Origin of the sequence: Rahnella sp. AN3-3W3, from assembly GCF_003263545.1 — a bacterium.
In the GTDB taxonomy this organism is placed as follows: domain Bacteria; phylum Pseudomonadota; class Gammaproteobacteria; order Enterobacterales; family Enterobacteriaceae; genus Rahnella; species Rahnella variigena.
This window is the reverse complement of record NZ_JYDG01000004.1, coordinates 158901-172466: the sequence shown is the minus strand read 5'-3', so window position 1 is coordinate 172466 and position 13566 is coordinate 158901. Positions and strand designations below refer to the sequence as shown.

The window sequence follows — 13566 nt, the reverse complement described above, 5'->3', positions numbered from 1 at the left end:
TCAGGGACTTTTTGGTGAGTTTCGCCCGTCAAGTTCCAGTTCTGTCGGCGGTTTAACACAAAACCCTACGTTTAGTAACCTGAAACCGGATAGCTTTTACTGATATTAACCGGCCTGTATCATAATTTTCTAATTATGAGGCAATTTCGCTGGCTCCCTCATGGCGGGGCCGATAACCTGATTCTGTTTCATGGCAGAACCCCTATAAGAAGAGAGTAATTATGAGTAACGCTGATATTCGCATGGCCATTGTTGGCGCAGGTGGCCGCATGGGCCGGCAGCTGATTCAGGCCGTATCCGATGCCGATGGCGTGGTGTTGGGCGCAGCGCTGGAACGTTCGGGTTCTTCCTTAGTGGGTGCCGATGCGGGTGAACTGGCCGGTGTCGGTACTATGGGCATTAAAGTGCATGACAATCTGGATGCTGTGACGAACGACTTCGATATTTTGATCGACTTCACCCGTCCGGAAGGCACGCTGGCGCATCTGGAATTTTGCCAGAAGCACCATAAAGGCATGATTATCGGGACCACGGGCTTTGATGATGCCGGTAAGGCCGCAATTAAGCAGGCTTCGGAGATCATTCCGGTCGTTTTTGCCGCCAACTTCAGCGTTGGCGTGAATGTTGTCCTCAAGCTGCTGGAAAAGGCGGCCAAAGTCATGGGCGATTACACGGATATTGAAATCGTGGAAGCGCACCACCGTCATAAAGTTGATGCACCATCAGGTACAGCACTGGCGATGGGTGAAGCAATTGCCGGTGCATTAGGCCGTGATCTCAAAGAGTGTGCGGTCTATGCCCGTGAAGGTTATACCGGTGAACGTGATCCAAAGAGTATTGGTTTTGCCACGATTCGTGCAGGCGATATCGTCGGTGAACACACCGCGATGTTTGCAGATATCGGTGAGCGCGTTGAGATAACGCACAAGGCTTCCAGCCGCATGACATTCGCAAATGGCGCTGTTCGTGCGGGTAAGTGGCTTTCTTCACATAAAGCCGGTCTTTATGACATGCGAGACGTGCTTGGTTTAGAAAATTTGTAAAAGATGATTTAGATGTGATGTGGTTGTTTTGGTCATAATGTTTTGATAAAAGGGCAGTTCCTTGATTGCCCTTCTCTTTTTTTTAAAAAATAAGTGTTTAGCTTGTTTTTGTCTCTGTGTTGTCATTTTTATGGTGTTTTCACTGGTTTTATCTGATGTATTGCATGTTTTTTGAACGCGACCACTCTCCGGTTCTGTAACAATTCCCCTTTTCTCGTCATTTTCCACACATCCTCTCCCGCAAACGGTTACTATGGCGACTTAGTCACTATTTTTATGCCAGTCAGAGAGCCTTTTCTCTGAGTTGTACGAAAAGAAGAGAAATATTGGTGCTTTTGGTAGACAAACCGTACTGCCATCATTAGAATGCGCGCAATTTGCCAAAAATTGCCTTTGGGAGCGATTTTTGCATTGATTTAGATCGGGTTATCTGAATTAATATGCAGATATTGTGATTTATTATTCTTGGAGGATGCTTTGATAAAGTCAGCGCTATTGGTTCTGGAAGACGGAACCCAATTCCACGGTCGGGCCATCGGGGCAGAAGGGTCGGCAGTGGGGGAAGTGGTCTTCAATACGTCGATGACCGGTTATCAAGAAATCCTCACTGATCCTTCCTATTCCCGCCAGATTGTCACTCTCACTTATCCCCATATCGGTAATGTCGGCACTAACGCCGCTGATGCAGAATCCTCCGCAGTACACGCTCAAGGCCTGGTCATTCGCGATTTACCTCTGATTGCCAGCAATTACCGCAGTGAAGAAAACCTCTCTGATTATCTCAAGCGCAACAACATCGTTGCCATCGCCGATATTGATACCCGCAAACTGACCCGCCTGTTACGTGAAAAAGGCGCACAGAACGGCTGCATCATTGCGGGCGATTCACCGGATGCTGAACTGGCGCTGCAAAAAGCCAAAGCGTTCCCGGGGCTGAAAGGGATGGATCTGGCGAAAGAAGTGACGACGACAGAATCCTACAGCTGGCAGCAAGGCAGCTGGACGCTGGAAGGCGAACTGCCGGAAGCGAAGAAATCTGAAGAGCTGCCATTCCATGTGGTGGCGTACGACTACGGCGCGAAGCGTAATATCTTGCGCATGTTGGTGGATCGCGGTTGCCGCCTGACTGTGGTTCCTGCGCAAACGCCGGCAGAAGAAGTGCTGAAGATGAATCCGGACGGTATCTTCCTGTCCAACGGCCCGGGTGACCCGGAGCCATGTGATTACGCGATCGCGGCGATCAAATCCTTCCTGGAAACTGACATTCCGGTATTCGGCATCTGTCTCGGTCACCAGTTACTGGCACTGGCCAGCGGCGCGAAGACCGTAAAAATGAAGCTCGGCCACCACGGCGGTAACCACCCGGTAAAAGATATCGATAAAGATATCGTGATGATCACCGCGCAGAACCACGGTTTTGCAGTTGATGAAACCGGTCTGCCTGCCAACCTGCGCGTGACCCACAAATCACTGTTCGACCACACGGTGCAGGGAATTCATCGCACCGATAAAGCGGCGTTCAGCTTCCAGGGGCACCCTGAAGCCAGTCCGGGCCCGCACGATGCGGCACCGCTGTTCGACCACTTCATTGAACTGATTGAAGCTTTTCGCACTACCAATAAAAACGACGCCACTCTTACAGGCAAATAAATCAGGAGCAAGAAAAAATGCCAAAACGTACAGACATAAAAAGCATCCTGATCCTGGGCGCCGGCCCGATTGTTATCGGCCAGGCTTGTGAATTTGACTACTCGGGTGCGCAGGCGTGTAAGGCGCTGCGTGAAGAGGGTTACCGCGTCATTCTGGTGAACTCCAACCCTGCGACTATCATGACTGACCCGGAAATGGCCGATGCGACTTACATCGAGCCAATTCACTGGGAAGTGGTGCGCAAGATTATCGAGAAAGAACGTCCGGATGCCGTGCTGCCAACCATGGGCGGCCAGACCGCACTGAACTGTGCGCTGGAACTGGAACGTCAGGGCGTGCTGGAAGAATTCGGCGTGACCATGATTGGTGCGACCGCCGATGCGATTGATAAAGCGGAAGACCGTCGCCGTTTCGACGTGGCGATGAAAAAAATCGGCCTCGACACCGCACGTTCCGGTATCGCACACACCATGGAAGAAGCGCTGGCGGTTGCCGCTGATGTTGGCTTCCCGTGCATCATTCGTCCTTCCTTCACCATGGGCGGCACCGGTGGCGGTATCGCGTACAACCGTGAAGAGTTTGAAGAGATTTGCGAACGCGGTCTGGATCTTTCCCCAACCAAAGAGCTGCTGATTGATGAGTCGCTGATTGGCTGGAAAGAGTACGAGATGGAAGTGGTGCGTGATAAAAACGACAACTGCATCATCGTCTGCTCCATCGAAAACTTCGATGCAATGGGCATCCACACCGGTGACTCCATCACCGTAGCACCCGCGCAAACCCTGACCGACAAAGAATACCAAATCATGCGTAACGCCTCCATGGCGGTACTGCGTGAAATCGGTGTAGAAACCGGTGGCTCTAACGTCCAGTTCTCGGTAAACCCGAAAAATGGCCGTCTGATCGTTATCGAAATGAACCCGCGCGTATCACGTTCTTCCGCGCTGGCGTCTAAAGCGACCGGTTTCCCGATTGCCAAAGTAGCCGCGAAACTGGCGGTGGGTTACACCCTCGATGAGCTGATGAACGACATCACTGGCGGTAAAACCCCGGCCTCGTTCGAACCTTCTATCGACTACGTTGTGACCAAGATCCCTCGCTTCAACTTCGAGAAATTTGCCGGTGCCAACGACCGTCTGACCACGCAGATGAAATCTGTCGGCGAAGTGATGGCGATTGGCCGCACTCAGCAGGAATCTCTGCAAAAAGCCCTTCGCGGTCTGGAAGTGGGCGCGAGCGGTTTCGACCCGAAAGTGAGTCTGGATGATCCGGAAGCGCTGACTAAAATTCGTCGCGAGCTGAAAGAAGCCGGAGCCGAGCGTATCTGGTACATCGCTGATGCTTTCCGTGCCGGGATGTCCGTTGACGGTATCTTCAACCTGACCAACGTGGACCGCTGGTTCCTGGTGCAGATTGAAGAACTGGTGAAACTGGAAAATGAAGTGGCTGAAGGCGGCTTCAACATTCTGACCCACGATTACCTGCGCATGCTTAAGCGCAAAGGCTTTGCGGATCTACGTCTGGCGAAACTGGTCGGCGTTTCAGAAAGCGAAGTGCGCAAACTGCGTCACAAATACAACCTGCATCCGGTCTACAAACGTGTGGATACCTGTGCCGCGGAATTCTCTACCGATACCGCCTACATGTATTCGACGTATGAAGAAGAATGCGAATCTAACCCGACCAACGACAAGCCGAAAATCATGGTGCTGGGCGGTGGTCCAAACCGTATCGGTCAGGGTATCGAGTTCGACTATTGCTGCGTTCACGCCTCACTGGCGCTGCGCGAAGACGGTTACGAAACCATCATGGTTAACTGTAACCCGGAAACGGTGTCTACAGACTACGACACTTCCGACCGTCTGTATTTCGAATCCGTGACACTGGAAGACGTGCTGGAAATCGTGCGTATCGAACAGCCGAAAGGCGTGATTGTTCAGTATGGCGGCCAGACTCCGCTGAAACTTGCGCGTGAACTGGAAGCTGCTGGCGTGCCAATTATTGGTACCAGCCCGGACGCGATTGACCGTGCAGAAGACCGTGAACGTTTCCAGCAGGCGGTTCACCGTCTGGGTCTGAAACAACCGGCGAACGCCACCGTTGCGACTATCGAACAGGCAGTCGAAAAAGCGGCGGGTATCGGTTATCCGCTGGTGGTGCGTCCTTCGTATGTGCTGGGCGGCCGCGCGATGGAAATCGTCTACGACGAAATCGACCTGCGCCGTTACTTCCAGAACGCGGTCAGCGTCTCGAACGATGCTCCGGTTCTGCTGGATCGCTTCCTTGACGACGCCGTAGAAGTTGACGTTGATGCTATCTGCGACGGCGAGCGCGTACTGATTGGCGGCATCATGGAGCACATCGAACAGGCGGGCGTTCACTCCGGTGACTCCGCATGTTCATTGCCTTGCTACACGCTGAGCCAGGAAATTCAGGATGTGATGCGTCAGCAGGTAGAGAAACTGGCTTTCGAGCTGAGTGTTCGCGGTCTGATGAACGTCCAGTTCGCGGTGAAGAACAATGAAGTCTACCTGATTGAAGTCAACCCGCGTGCAGCCCGTACCGTACCGTTCGTCTCCAAAGCGACCGGTGTACCGCTGGCGAAAGTGGCGGCTCGCGTGATGGCGGGTCAGACACTGGCAGAGCAGGGCGTGACCGAAGAAGTCATCCCGCCTTACTACTCCGTAAAAGAAGTGGTGCTGCCGTTCAACAAATTCCCTGGCGTTGACCCGATTCTGGGGCCGGAAATGCGTTCTACCGGTGAAGTCATGGGCGTCGGCCGTACCTTCGCAGAAGCCTTTGCTAAAGCGCAGCTGGGAAGCAACTCCGGTATGAAGAAAGCTGGTCGCGCCCTGTTGTCAGTCCGCGAGGGTGACAAAGGTCGCGTGGTGGATTTAGCCGCGAAACTGCTCAAACGTGGTTTCGAGCTGGATGCAACCCACGGTACGGCGGTAGTGCTGGGCGAGGCCGGAATTAATCCGCGTCTGGTCAACAAGGTGCATGAAGGCCGTCCGCATATTCAGGACCGTATCAAGAACGGCGAATATGTCTACATCGTGAATACCACTGCTGGCCGTCAGGCGATTGAAGACTCCAAGCTTATCCGTCGCAGCGCACTGCAATACAAAGTGCATTACGACACCACGCTCAACGGTGGTTTTGCTACCGCGATGGCGCTGTCTTCTGACCCGACCGAGCAGGTGATTTCAGTGCAGGAAATGCACGCGCGGATCAAAAACTAATCTGTTCACATTCTCGTATCAGCCGCAGGTTCGCCTGCGGTTTTTTTTGTCATAAATTTCATCTCCGCACATTCAGATATCATATTGTTTTGTCAGTATTCGTTAGAAGTTACGCCAATGCCCCTCACTTCAGTAATATCCCTCAGAGCGATAAAAATGAGATAAATAATATCCCTCATTAATTTAAAACATGACGCATTATATAAAATGATGCTTTTGATGTTGTTTTTATTTCACAAATCTCTTTTTATCACTCATTACTTTTTCTGGTAGGCAGGTAAGTTTTCAAAACACATAAACGTTCACTTTAAACATATTTATCTCAAGGTGAACTATATTAAATAAATCGGAGAGCTACATTATGGCAGATCAAGATATTTATCTTATTAAAAAAAGCTCGGGCGTGAGCAATTGCCCTGACGGTAAATTATGCTTATTTACTAACGTGGACTATAACAAGAAGGTAGGCGATATTCTGGTTATTTCTCCAAATATTCAAGTGGATCAGGCACAGCTTGAAAGCTATGGTTTTATCCTTGGCGCAGGGGGCGGCGTTTCGAGCGTAGTCAATAATATGAATCAGGCCGCTACATTAGTTTCAGGGATCTATCTTGACGGGCAGACGCTGTCAGTCTCTGCGGGGCAGGATGTTTCTACGCTTTATGACTATCCTCTGGGAAAAAGTACCTGGAATGATGCTGTGCGATCGGTGGTGAGCGCACCGGTGACTGAAGTGAATCTGTTAATACTGGCTGAAAGTGATTTTAGTGTTGGTATTGATGAAAGGTATTTATTTAAATGTAAAATCGAAAATAATAGTGCAACCACAGTAGAAGATGTCACGATTAATGTGACGATTAGTAATGCCGATATTATCTCTGTGTCTGCAGTTCCTGCTGTTACTGTTCCCGCGAACAGTTCCGTTATTCTTCGGATTCCGGTAACAGGAAAAGCGGTAGGTTCAACAGAACTGGTGTGCAGATTACATGCCCCAATTGGCGTGATCAATACCGGTAATAATGTCGTCACTACATTGGTTCATGTGACTGAACCTAAACCCTTACAAGTAACTCAGCAATTAATGTCTCACTGGAAATTAGTGTGGGACCAACCCGAATATATTTACAGTTATCATCTGATACTTACATCCAGGGATGAACAAGTGAGTTCGTGGGAATTGTCGTTTGTCTTGCCTGAAGGCGCGGAGGTCAGCCCTGATTGGCTGAAAACGAATGTTAACTGGATTATTTTGAATATTGAAAAGTCCGTAGAGGGCCACGTTTATTTGGAAAGCAGAGCGGGACACATTATCGGGCCGAATCAGGATGTGCCGCTTGATATACAGATTATTTACCCTGGAGAGTCAACAGATTACAACGTAATCAATAATTTACGGCTTGAGCAACTAAGCTAAAAAACGGCCTCTTCAGTATGAGATAGCGTCTGGCAGGTGATTTCAGTGCAGGAAATGCACGCAAAAATCAGCAAATAAGTCTCCGCTGGTTCCCTACGGACGTTGAGACGCCCGCTCCCGAAAGGGGCGGGCTTTTTTTATATCTGTTCAGCTAAAATGTTAAACATAATCATTAAATATGTTTAAAGTTAAAGCTATATTTTTTATGTATTGGTGTTTTCATATGAAAGCAATTTTTGCTATAACTTATTCTTTTAGATCGATATTTTAAGTTAATGTGATGAGTATCATACTGTTTTAATGTTTAATTATTGTTATGTGTTTGTGTCTGATTTTATACTCGAAGCCTTGGTTAGTTCACATCGAGAATTAACCCTTCTTGCAGTGCTTCCAGTCAAAAATGAGGAATTTCACATGAACAAAACTCCTGTCAGCCTTCTGGCTTTGCTTATCGGCGCGGTTCTTGCGCCGGTCTCACAGGCGGCTCTACCCGGAAAGCCAACCCTTGGCGCGGATGAAACCACCTTTGCCATTGTTGATATCAATCAGTCTGCCTCGGCCTATAACCAGCTGGTGACGGTAAAAAATGCGGCGGATGCGACGGTCACCTGGAATTTATGGACCGGCGACGCGGGCCAGACGGCCAAAGTTTTACTCAATGGTGCGCAGGTCTGGAGCGGTCCCTCAGGCGCGACAGGCAGCGCCACTTTTGCTGTCAATAAAGGCGGGCGTTATCAGTTACAGGTCGCGTTATGTAACAGCGAAGGTTGTACCACCAGTGACGCCAAACAAATTGTGGTGGCAGATACCGACGGCAGTCATCTGCTACCGTTAACCAGCACGCTGAAGGAAAATAACCAGCCTTATAACAACAAGTCTGGCAAGGTCGTTGGCGCATATTTTGTTGAGTGGGGCGTGTATGGTCGCGGATTCTCCGTGGATAAAATCCCTGCGCAGAACCTGACACATATCTTGTACGGCTTCACGCCGATTTGCGGCGGGGACGGGATTAACGACAGTTTAAAAAGCATTGAGGGCAGTTTTCAGGCCTTGCAACGCGCCTGTGCGGGGCGTCAGGATTTTAAAGTTGCGATACACGATCCCTGGGCTGCGGTACAGATGCCTCAGCAAGGCGTCAGTGAATATTCAGCACCTTATAAAGGTAATTTTGGTCAGCTGATGGCGCTGAAAAAAGCCTATCCAAACCTGAAAATTGTCCCTTCCATCGGTGGCTGGACGTTGTCAGACCCGTTCTATTTCATGAAGGATAAGGCGAAGCGGGACGTCTTCGTGGCCTCGGTAAAAGAATTCCTGCAAACCTGGAAATTCTTTGACGGTGTGGATATTGACTGGGAATTTCCGGGCGGTGGCGGTGAAAACCCGGCGCTGGGCAGCACGGCGGATGGCGATACCTATGTGCAGCTGATGAAAGATCTGCGGGCGATGCTTAATGAATTGTCCGCCCAGACAGGAAAAACCTACGAACTGAGTTCGGCGATCAGTGCAGGCAGGGACAAAATTGATAACGTGGATTACAGCGCCGCGCAGCAATATATGGATCACATATTCCTGATGAGCTACGACTTCTATGGGGCTTTCTCACTGACGACGCTGGGACATCAAACCGCCTTATACGGATCCGCCTCGAAACCCGATACCGATTACACCACCGATCATGGCGTGCAGGCATTGCTTTCACAGGGCGTGACGCCGGGTAAAATCGTGGTGGGTGCCGCTATGTACGGGCGCGGCTGGACAGGAGTGAAGAATTTCCAGAATAACGATCCTTTCACCGGCACCGCGACGGGCCCGACCGCAGGGACCTGGGAGAATGGCATTCTCGATTACCGTCAGGTGGCGAAGCTTAAAGCCAGCAGTGACTGGCAGTACAACTATGATCCGGCGGCTGAAGCCCCGTATTTGTGGAAGCCTTCCACCGGTGATTTGATCACTTACGATGACAACCGTTCAGTGATTGCCAAAGGTAAATACGTTCTGGCCAATCAGCTTGGCGGCCTGTTCGCATGGGAAATCGACGCAGATAACGGCGATATTTTGAATGCCATGCATGAAGGGTTAGGGGATGGCAGCGGCGGCGGCACTACAAATCTTGCGCCGCTGGCCAGTGCGGGAACGAATCAGAACGTGACCGGTCCGGTGACCGTGGTACTTGATGGTTCTGCCTCCCGTGACCCGGAAAATAGTGCGCTGACGTATCTGTGGACCAAAATCTCCGGCCCGGCAGTGACGCTGACCAATGCAGACAAAGCCAAAGCGCAGTTTAACGTCCTGACTACCACACAAGATCAGGTGTGGGTATTCCAGCTCAAGGTGACCGACCCGCAAGGGCTGAGCACTACCGCGCAGGTTCAGGTGACAAACTCTGCGGTTCAGGCGAACCAGCCGCCGGTGGTGATGTTGCCTGCGACCATGACCGTGACGGCAGGTAATACCTTCGCGCTGGTGGCACAGGCGACGGATGCTAACAGCGATCCGCTAACCTATCAGTGGACGTTGCCCGCCGGTCTGAGCGTCAGCTCGCTGACTACCAGCGCCATCAACGTTACCGCTCCGGCTGTCACCACCAGCACGGTTTATCAGGTCAGTGTTGTGGTCAGCGACGGAAAATCATCCGGCACGGCCAGCTTACAGCTGACAGTAAACCCGGCGACCTCGGGCGGATGTGGCGTGACAACGGATCCTGCGGCGGCACAAGTGCCAGCCTGGGACAGCAGTAAAATCTATAATACTGGTGATGCTGTAAGCTACAACCAGCTGATATGGAAGGCGAAATATTGGACTCAAAACAATCCGCCATTGCGCAGCAGCGATCAGTGGCAACTCGTCAGCAATATCACTTTGCCTTACGACAATGCGGCCACCTATCTTCAGGGTGAAATGGCCACTTACGGCGGCCATAACTGGAAAGCGAAAGTCTGGACACAGGGTGTGACGCCGGTTGCAGGTGACAACTGGCTGGATCTCGGGGCAGTCAGTTGTCCGTAAATCCTTTCATCTAAATCAGCAGGGCCTGAGGGCCCTGTTTTTCATCGTATTTACGGCAGTTAATAAATGTTAAAAATACTTTATGATGAATGCATATTATGTCGATATGAGTTCACTGATGATTTTAATAATTTACGCCCATCCTTATCCGCGCCATTCAAGAGCCAATCAGGGGTTGCTGTCAGCCGTCAGTGATTTGCCCAATGTTGAAGTGCGCTCGCTTTACGACCTCTATCCCGATTTTAATATCGACATCGCCGCTGAACAGAAAGCGGTTGAACGCGCGGATTTGGTGGTTTTTCAGCATCCCATCCAATGGTACAGCCTGCCGCCGCTGATGAAACTGTGGATCGACAAAGTGCTTGAGCACGGCTGGGCCTACGGTCATGAAGGCAATGCGCTGAACGGAAAACATTGCCTGTGGGCGGTGACGACCGGAGGCAACGAGCATCATTTCGAACTGGGTGATCACCCTGATTTCGACGTGCTGGCGCAGCCGTTACAGGCGACAGCCATTTATTGCGGCATGCACTGGCTGCCGTATTTTGCCGTCCACAACACCTTTATTTGTGACGAAGTGGCGCTGAAGGCGGCGGGCGAAGAATATCGCCGGCGTTTAACGGCTTGTCTCAGTCTGAAAGAAGGCTGTCCGCCGGAGGTGAGTCTTGGATAACCATAACCTGATGATCGAAGGCCTGATTTATCTCGGCTCGGCGGCGCTGTTTGTGCCGATTGCTGTGCGGCTGGGGCTGGGTTCCGTGCTGGGTTATCTGATCGCCGGCTGCATTATCGGTCCGTGGGGGCTGAAGCTGGTGTCTGATGCAGAATCAATTCTGACCTTTGCGGAAATCGGCGTGGTGCTGATGCTGTTTGTCATCGGTCTGGAGCTGGATCCCAAACGGTTATGGACCATGCGTGCCTCGGTATTCGGCGGCGGCAGTATTCAGATGGTCGGCTGCGGCGTGGTGCTCAGCGCGTTCTGTTACTTCCTCGGGCTGGACTGGAAAATCGCGTTGCTGATTGGCCTGACGCTGGCGCTGTCCTCAACGGCCATAGCCATGCAGGCGATGAGTGAGCGCAGCCTGACCGCGTCACCCATTGGCCGCAGCGCGTTTGCGGTATTGCTGTTTCAGGATATTGCGGCGATCCCGCTGGTGGCGATGATCCCGTTACTGGCAAGTACCGGCGAAGCTACCACGCTGATGAGTTTTGGTTTGTCCGCGGCAAAAGTGGCCGGTGCGCTGGTGCTGGTTATTCTGCTCGGACGCTATGTCACGCGGCCATTACTGCACTTCGTGGCACGTTCCGGCATGCGTGAAGTGTTCAGTGCCGTTGCGCTATTTCTGGTCTTCGGTTTCGGCATTTTGCTGGAAATGGCCGGGATGTCGATGGCGATGGGCGCGTTTCTGGCAGGTGTATTGCTGGCGAGTTCTGAATACCGTCACGCGCTGGAAAGCGATATTCAGCCGTTCAAAGGCCTGTTGCTCGGCCTGTTTTTTATCGGCGTCGGGATGTCTATCGACTTCGGCACGCTGGTCCATCAGCCGTTGCTGATCGCCACATTGCTGGTCGGATTTATGGCGCTGAAAGCCGCTTTGCTGTGGCTGATTGCGCCTTGGCTGGGTGTGCCGAAAAAGCAGCGCGGCCTGTTTGCCATCTTAATCGGGCAGGGCAGTGAATTCGCATTCGTGATTTTTAGTACGGCGCAGATGGCTGGTGTGTTGCCGGTGGAATGGTCAAAGGCGCTGACGCTGGCAGTTGCACTTTCCATGGCGGTGACGCCATTACTGCTGGTGTTGTCGGCGCGTCTTGAACGCAATGCGCCAAAAGATGACCGTCCGCAAGACACCATCGATGAAGAAAATGCGCAGGTTATTATCGCCGGATTCGGTCGTTTTGGTCAGATTGCCGGTCGTCTGTTACTGGCCAATAACGTTCATACTGTGGTTCTTGACCACGATCCTGATCATATTGAAACGCTGCGCAAATTTGGTACCAAGGTGTTTTACGGCGATGCGACGCGCGTGGATTTGCTGGAATCGGCAGGTGCGGCGCAGGCTAAAGTCTTGATTAACGCCATTGATGATGTGGAGGCCAACCTTCAGCTGACCGCGCTGGCGAAAGAGCATTTCCCGAACCTGAAAGTGATTGCCCGTGCGCGTGACGTTGATCACTGGTATCAGTTGCGCCAGTTAGGTGTGGAAGCGCCGGAGCGTGAACTGTTTGAAGGTTCACTGCGCGTCGGTCGTGATGTGCTGGAAGCGCTGGGGCTGGATGCTTATGAAGCCCGCGAGAAAGCCGATTTGTTCCGCCGCTATAACCTGAAAATGCTGGAAGCGACTATCGAGAATTACGAAGATACCGAATTCCGCATCGCCAGTATGCAGCGTGCGAAAGATATGCTGACGGCAGCGATTGAGCAGGATCAGGAGCGTCTGGCTTCCGGTCAGCAACAGGGCTGGCGCGGCAGTATTGACGGGAAAGCCCCGGAGAATGAGGTGATTGAAGCGAAGGGGTAAACAGATTCAAAACTGAAAACCGGTGCCTGATGCACCGGTTTTTTTCTTTCCTGATTCAGTACAAATCAGCTCAGTGCGACTTTGATACCTAAACCAATCAGCACGCCACCCAGCAGCTTATCGATAATTTTTTGTGCTTTTGCCAGACCGCGACGTACCGGCGGGCTCTGTATCAGCAAGGCCAGTGACGGCCACCAGATAGCAGACAAACCCACGATTATCGAGGCGTACCACAGCTTTTCACCGACGGTGGAGTTGATCTGCAAAACCTGAGTAAACATCGCCAGGAAGAAAAGCGTCGCCTTAGGATTCAGCAGATTACACAGATAACCCTGCACGAACGCCGTGCGTAATTTCACTTGCTGCGGCTCGAGCCCGTCGAGGTTCATTTTGCTGTTGCTGCGGGAGAACAACGCCTGAATACCCACCCAGATCAGATACACGGCACCGACGTATTTCAGTAAATTGAATAACCACGGCGTAGTGGTGATCACCACCGCCAGACCCGCCACACAGTAAGACATGTGCGTAATCACGCCACAAATCACACCCAGCGACGTCATGAGTGCAGCAATGCGCGGATAACGGGCCGCATTTTTGATAACCAGAAAGAAATCAGGGCCGGGCGAAAGCATGCCGAGGAAGGCAATACTGGCAACAAAAAGGGTGGTTTCAAGCATGAAAATAACCGT

9 protein-coding genes are annotated in these 13566 nt (G+C 51.6%); 7 read left to right on the top strand and 2 right to left on the bottom strand.

Translation table 11 applies throughout. From position 1 onward, the window contains the following. Window positions 1-221: 221 nt before the first annotated feature. A complete protein-coding gene (dapB, locus tag UC15_RS02670) occupies window positions 222-1043 on the top strand; it encodes a 4-hydroxy-tetrahydrodipicolinate reductase (protein WP_112286989.1) in 822 nt (273 codons plus the stop codon). Here dapB and UC15_RS25610 read toward each other — a convergent pair. Beyond that, window positions 1029-1271 (bottom strand): hypothetical protein, encoded by a 243-nt coding sequence (locus UC15_RS25610; RefSeq protein WP_157960954.1) that lies wholly within the window; start codon window positions 1269-1271, stop codon window positions 1029-1031. The genes dapB and UC15_RS25610 overlap by 15 nt on opposite strands. A 249-nt stretch (window positions 1272-1520) precedes the next feature. Here UC15_RS25610 and carA point away from each other — a divergent pair, with 249 nt between their 5' ends. The 6 genes from carA to kefC all read left to right on the top strand — a co-directional run bounded on the left by carA (window position 1521) and on the right by kefC (window position 12874). After that, window positions 1521-2693 carry a glutamine-hydrolyzing carbamoyl-phosphate synthase small subunit gene (gene carA, locus UC15_RS02665; RefSeq protein WP_112286988.1) on the top strand — a complete coding sequence of 391 codons (1173 nt, stop codon included), beginning with the start codon at window positions 1521-1523 and terminating at the stop codon, window positions 2691-2693. 17 nt (window positions 2694-2710) lie between these two features. Continuing rightward, window positions 2711-5935, top strand: coding sequence for a carbamoyl-phosphate synthase large subunit (gene carB, locus UC15_RS02660; protein WP_112286987.1), 3225 nt, complete (start codon window positions 2711-2713; stop codon window positions 5933-5935). A gap of 361 nt (window positions 5936-6296) precedes the next feature. Beyond that, the gene (locus UC15_RS02655) at window positions 6297-7349 is read left to right on the top strand and encodes a peptidase inhibitor family I36 protein (RefSeq protein ID WP_112286986.1); all 1053 of its coding nucleotides are present in this window, start codon (window positions 6297-6299) and stop codon (window positions 7347-7349) included. A 414-nt stretch (window positions 7350-7763) separates the two neighbouring features. Further along, on the top strand, window positions 7764-10355 hold the full coding sequence (locus UC15_RS02650) for a glycosyl hydrolase family 18 protein (protein ID WP_112286985.1): 2592 nt from the start codon (window positions 7764-7766) through the stop codon (window positions 10353-10355). Window positions 10356-10473: 118 nt separating this feature from the next. Beyond that, complete coding sequence (gene kefF / locus UC15_RS02645) at window positions 10474-11028, top strand: glutathione-regulated potassium-efflux system oxidoreductase KefF (protein WP_037033576.1); 555 nt, start codon at window positions 10474-10476, stop codon at window positions 11026-11028. After that, the gene (kefC, locus tag UC15_RS02640) at window positions 11021-12874 is read left to right on the top strand and encodes a glutathione-regulated potassium-efflux system protein KefC (RefSeq protein WP_112286984.1); all 1854 of its coding nucleotides are present in this window, start codon (window positions 11021-11023) and stop codon (window positions 12872-12874) included. Before kefF ends, kefC begins: the two co-directional genes overlap by 8 nt. 65 nt (window positions 12875-12939) lie before the next feature. On the opposite strand, the gene UC15_RS02635 is transcribed toward kefC, so the two are convergent. After that, window positions 12940-13554: a LysE family translocator gene (locus UC15_RS02635; RefSeq protein ID WP_112286983.1), complete on the bottom strand. Its 615-nt coding sequence runs from the start codon at window positions 13552-13554 to the stop codon at window positions 12940-12942. Window positions 13555-13566 lie beyond the last annotated feature (12 nt).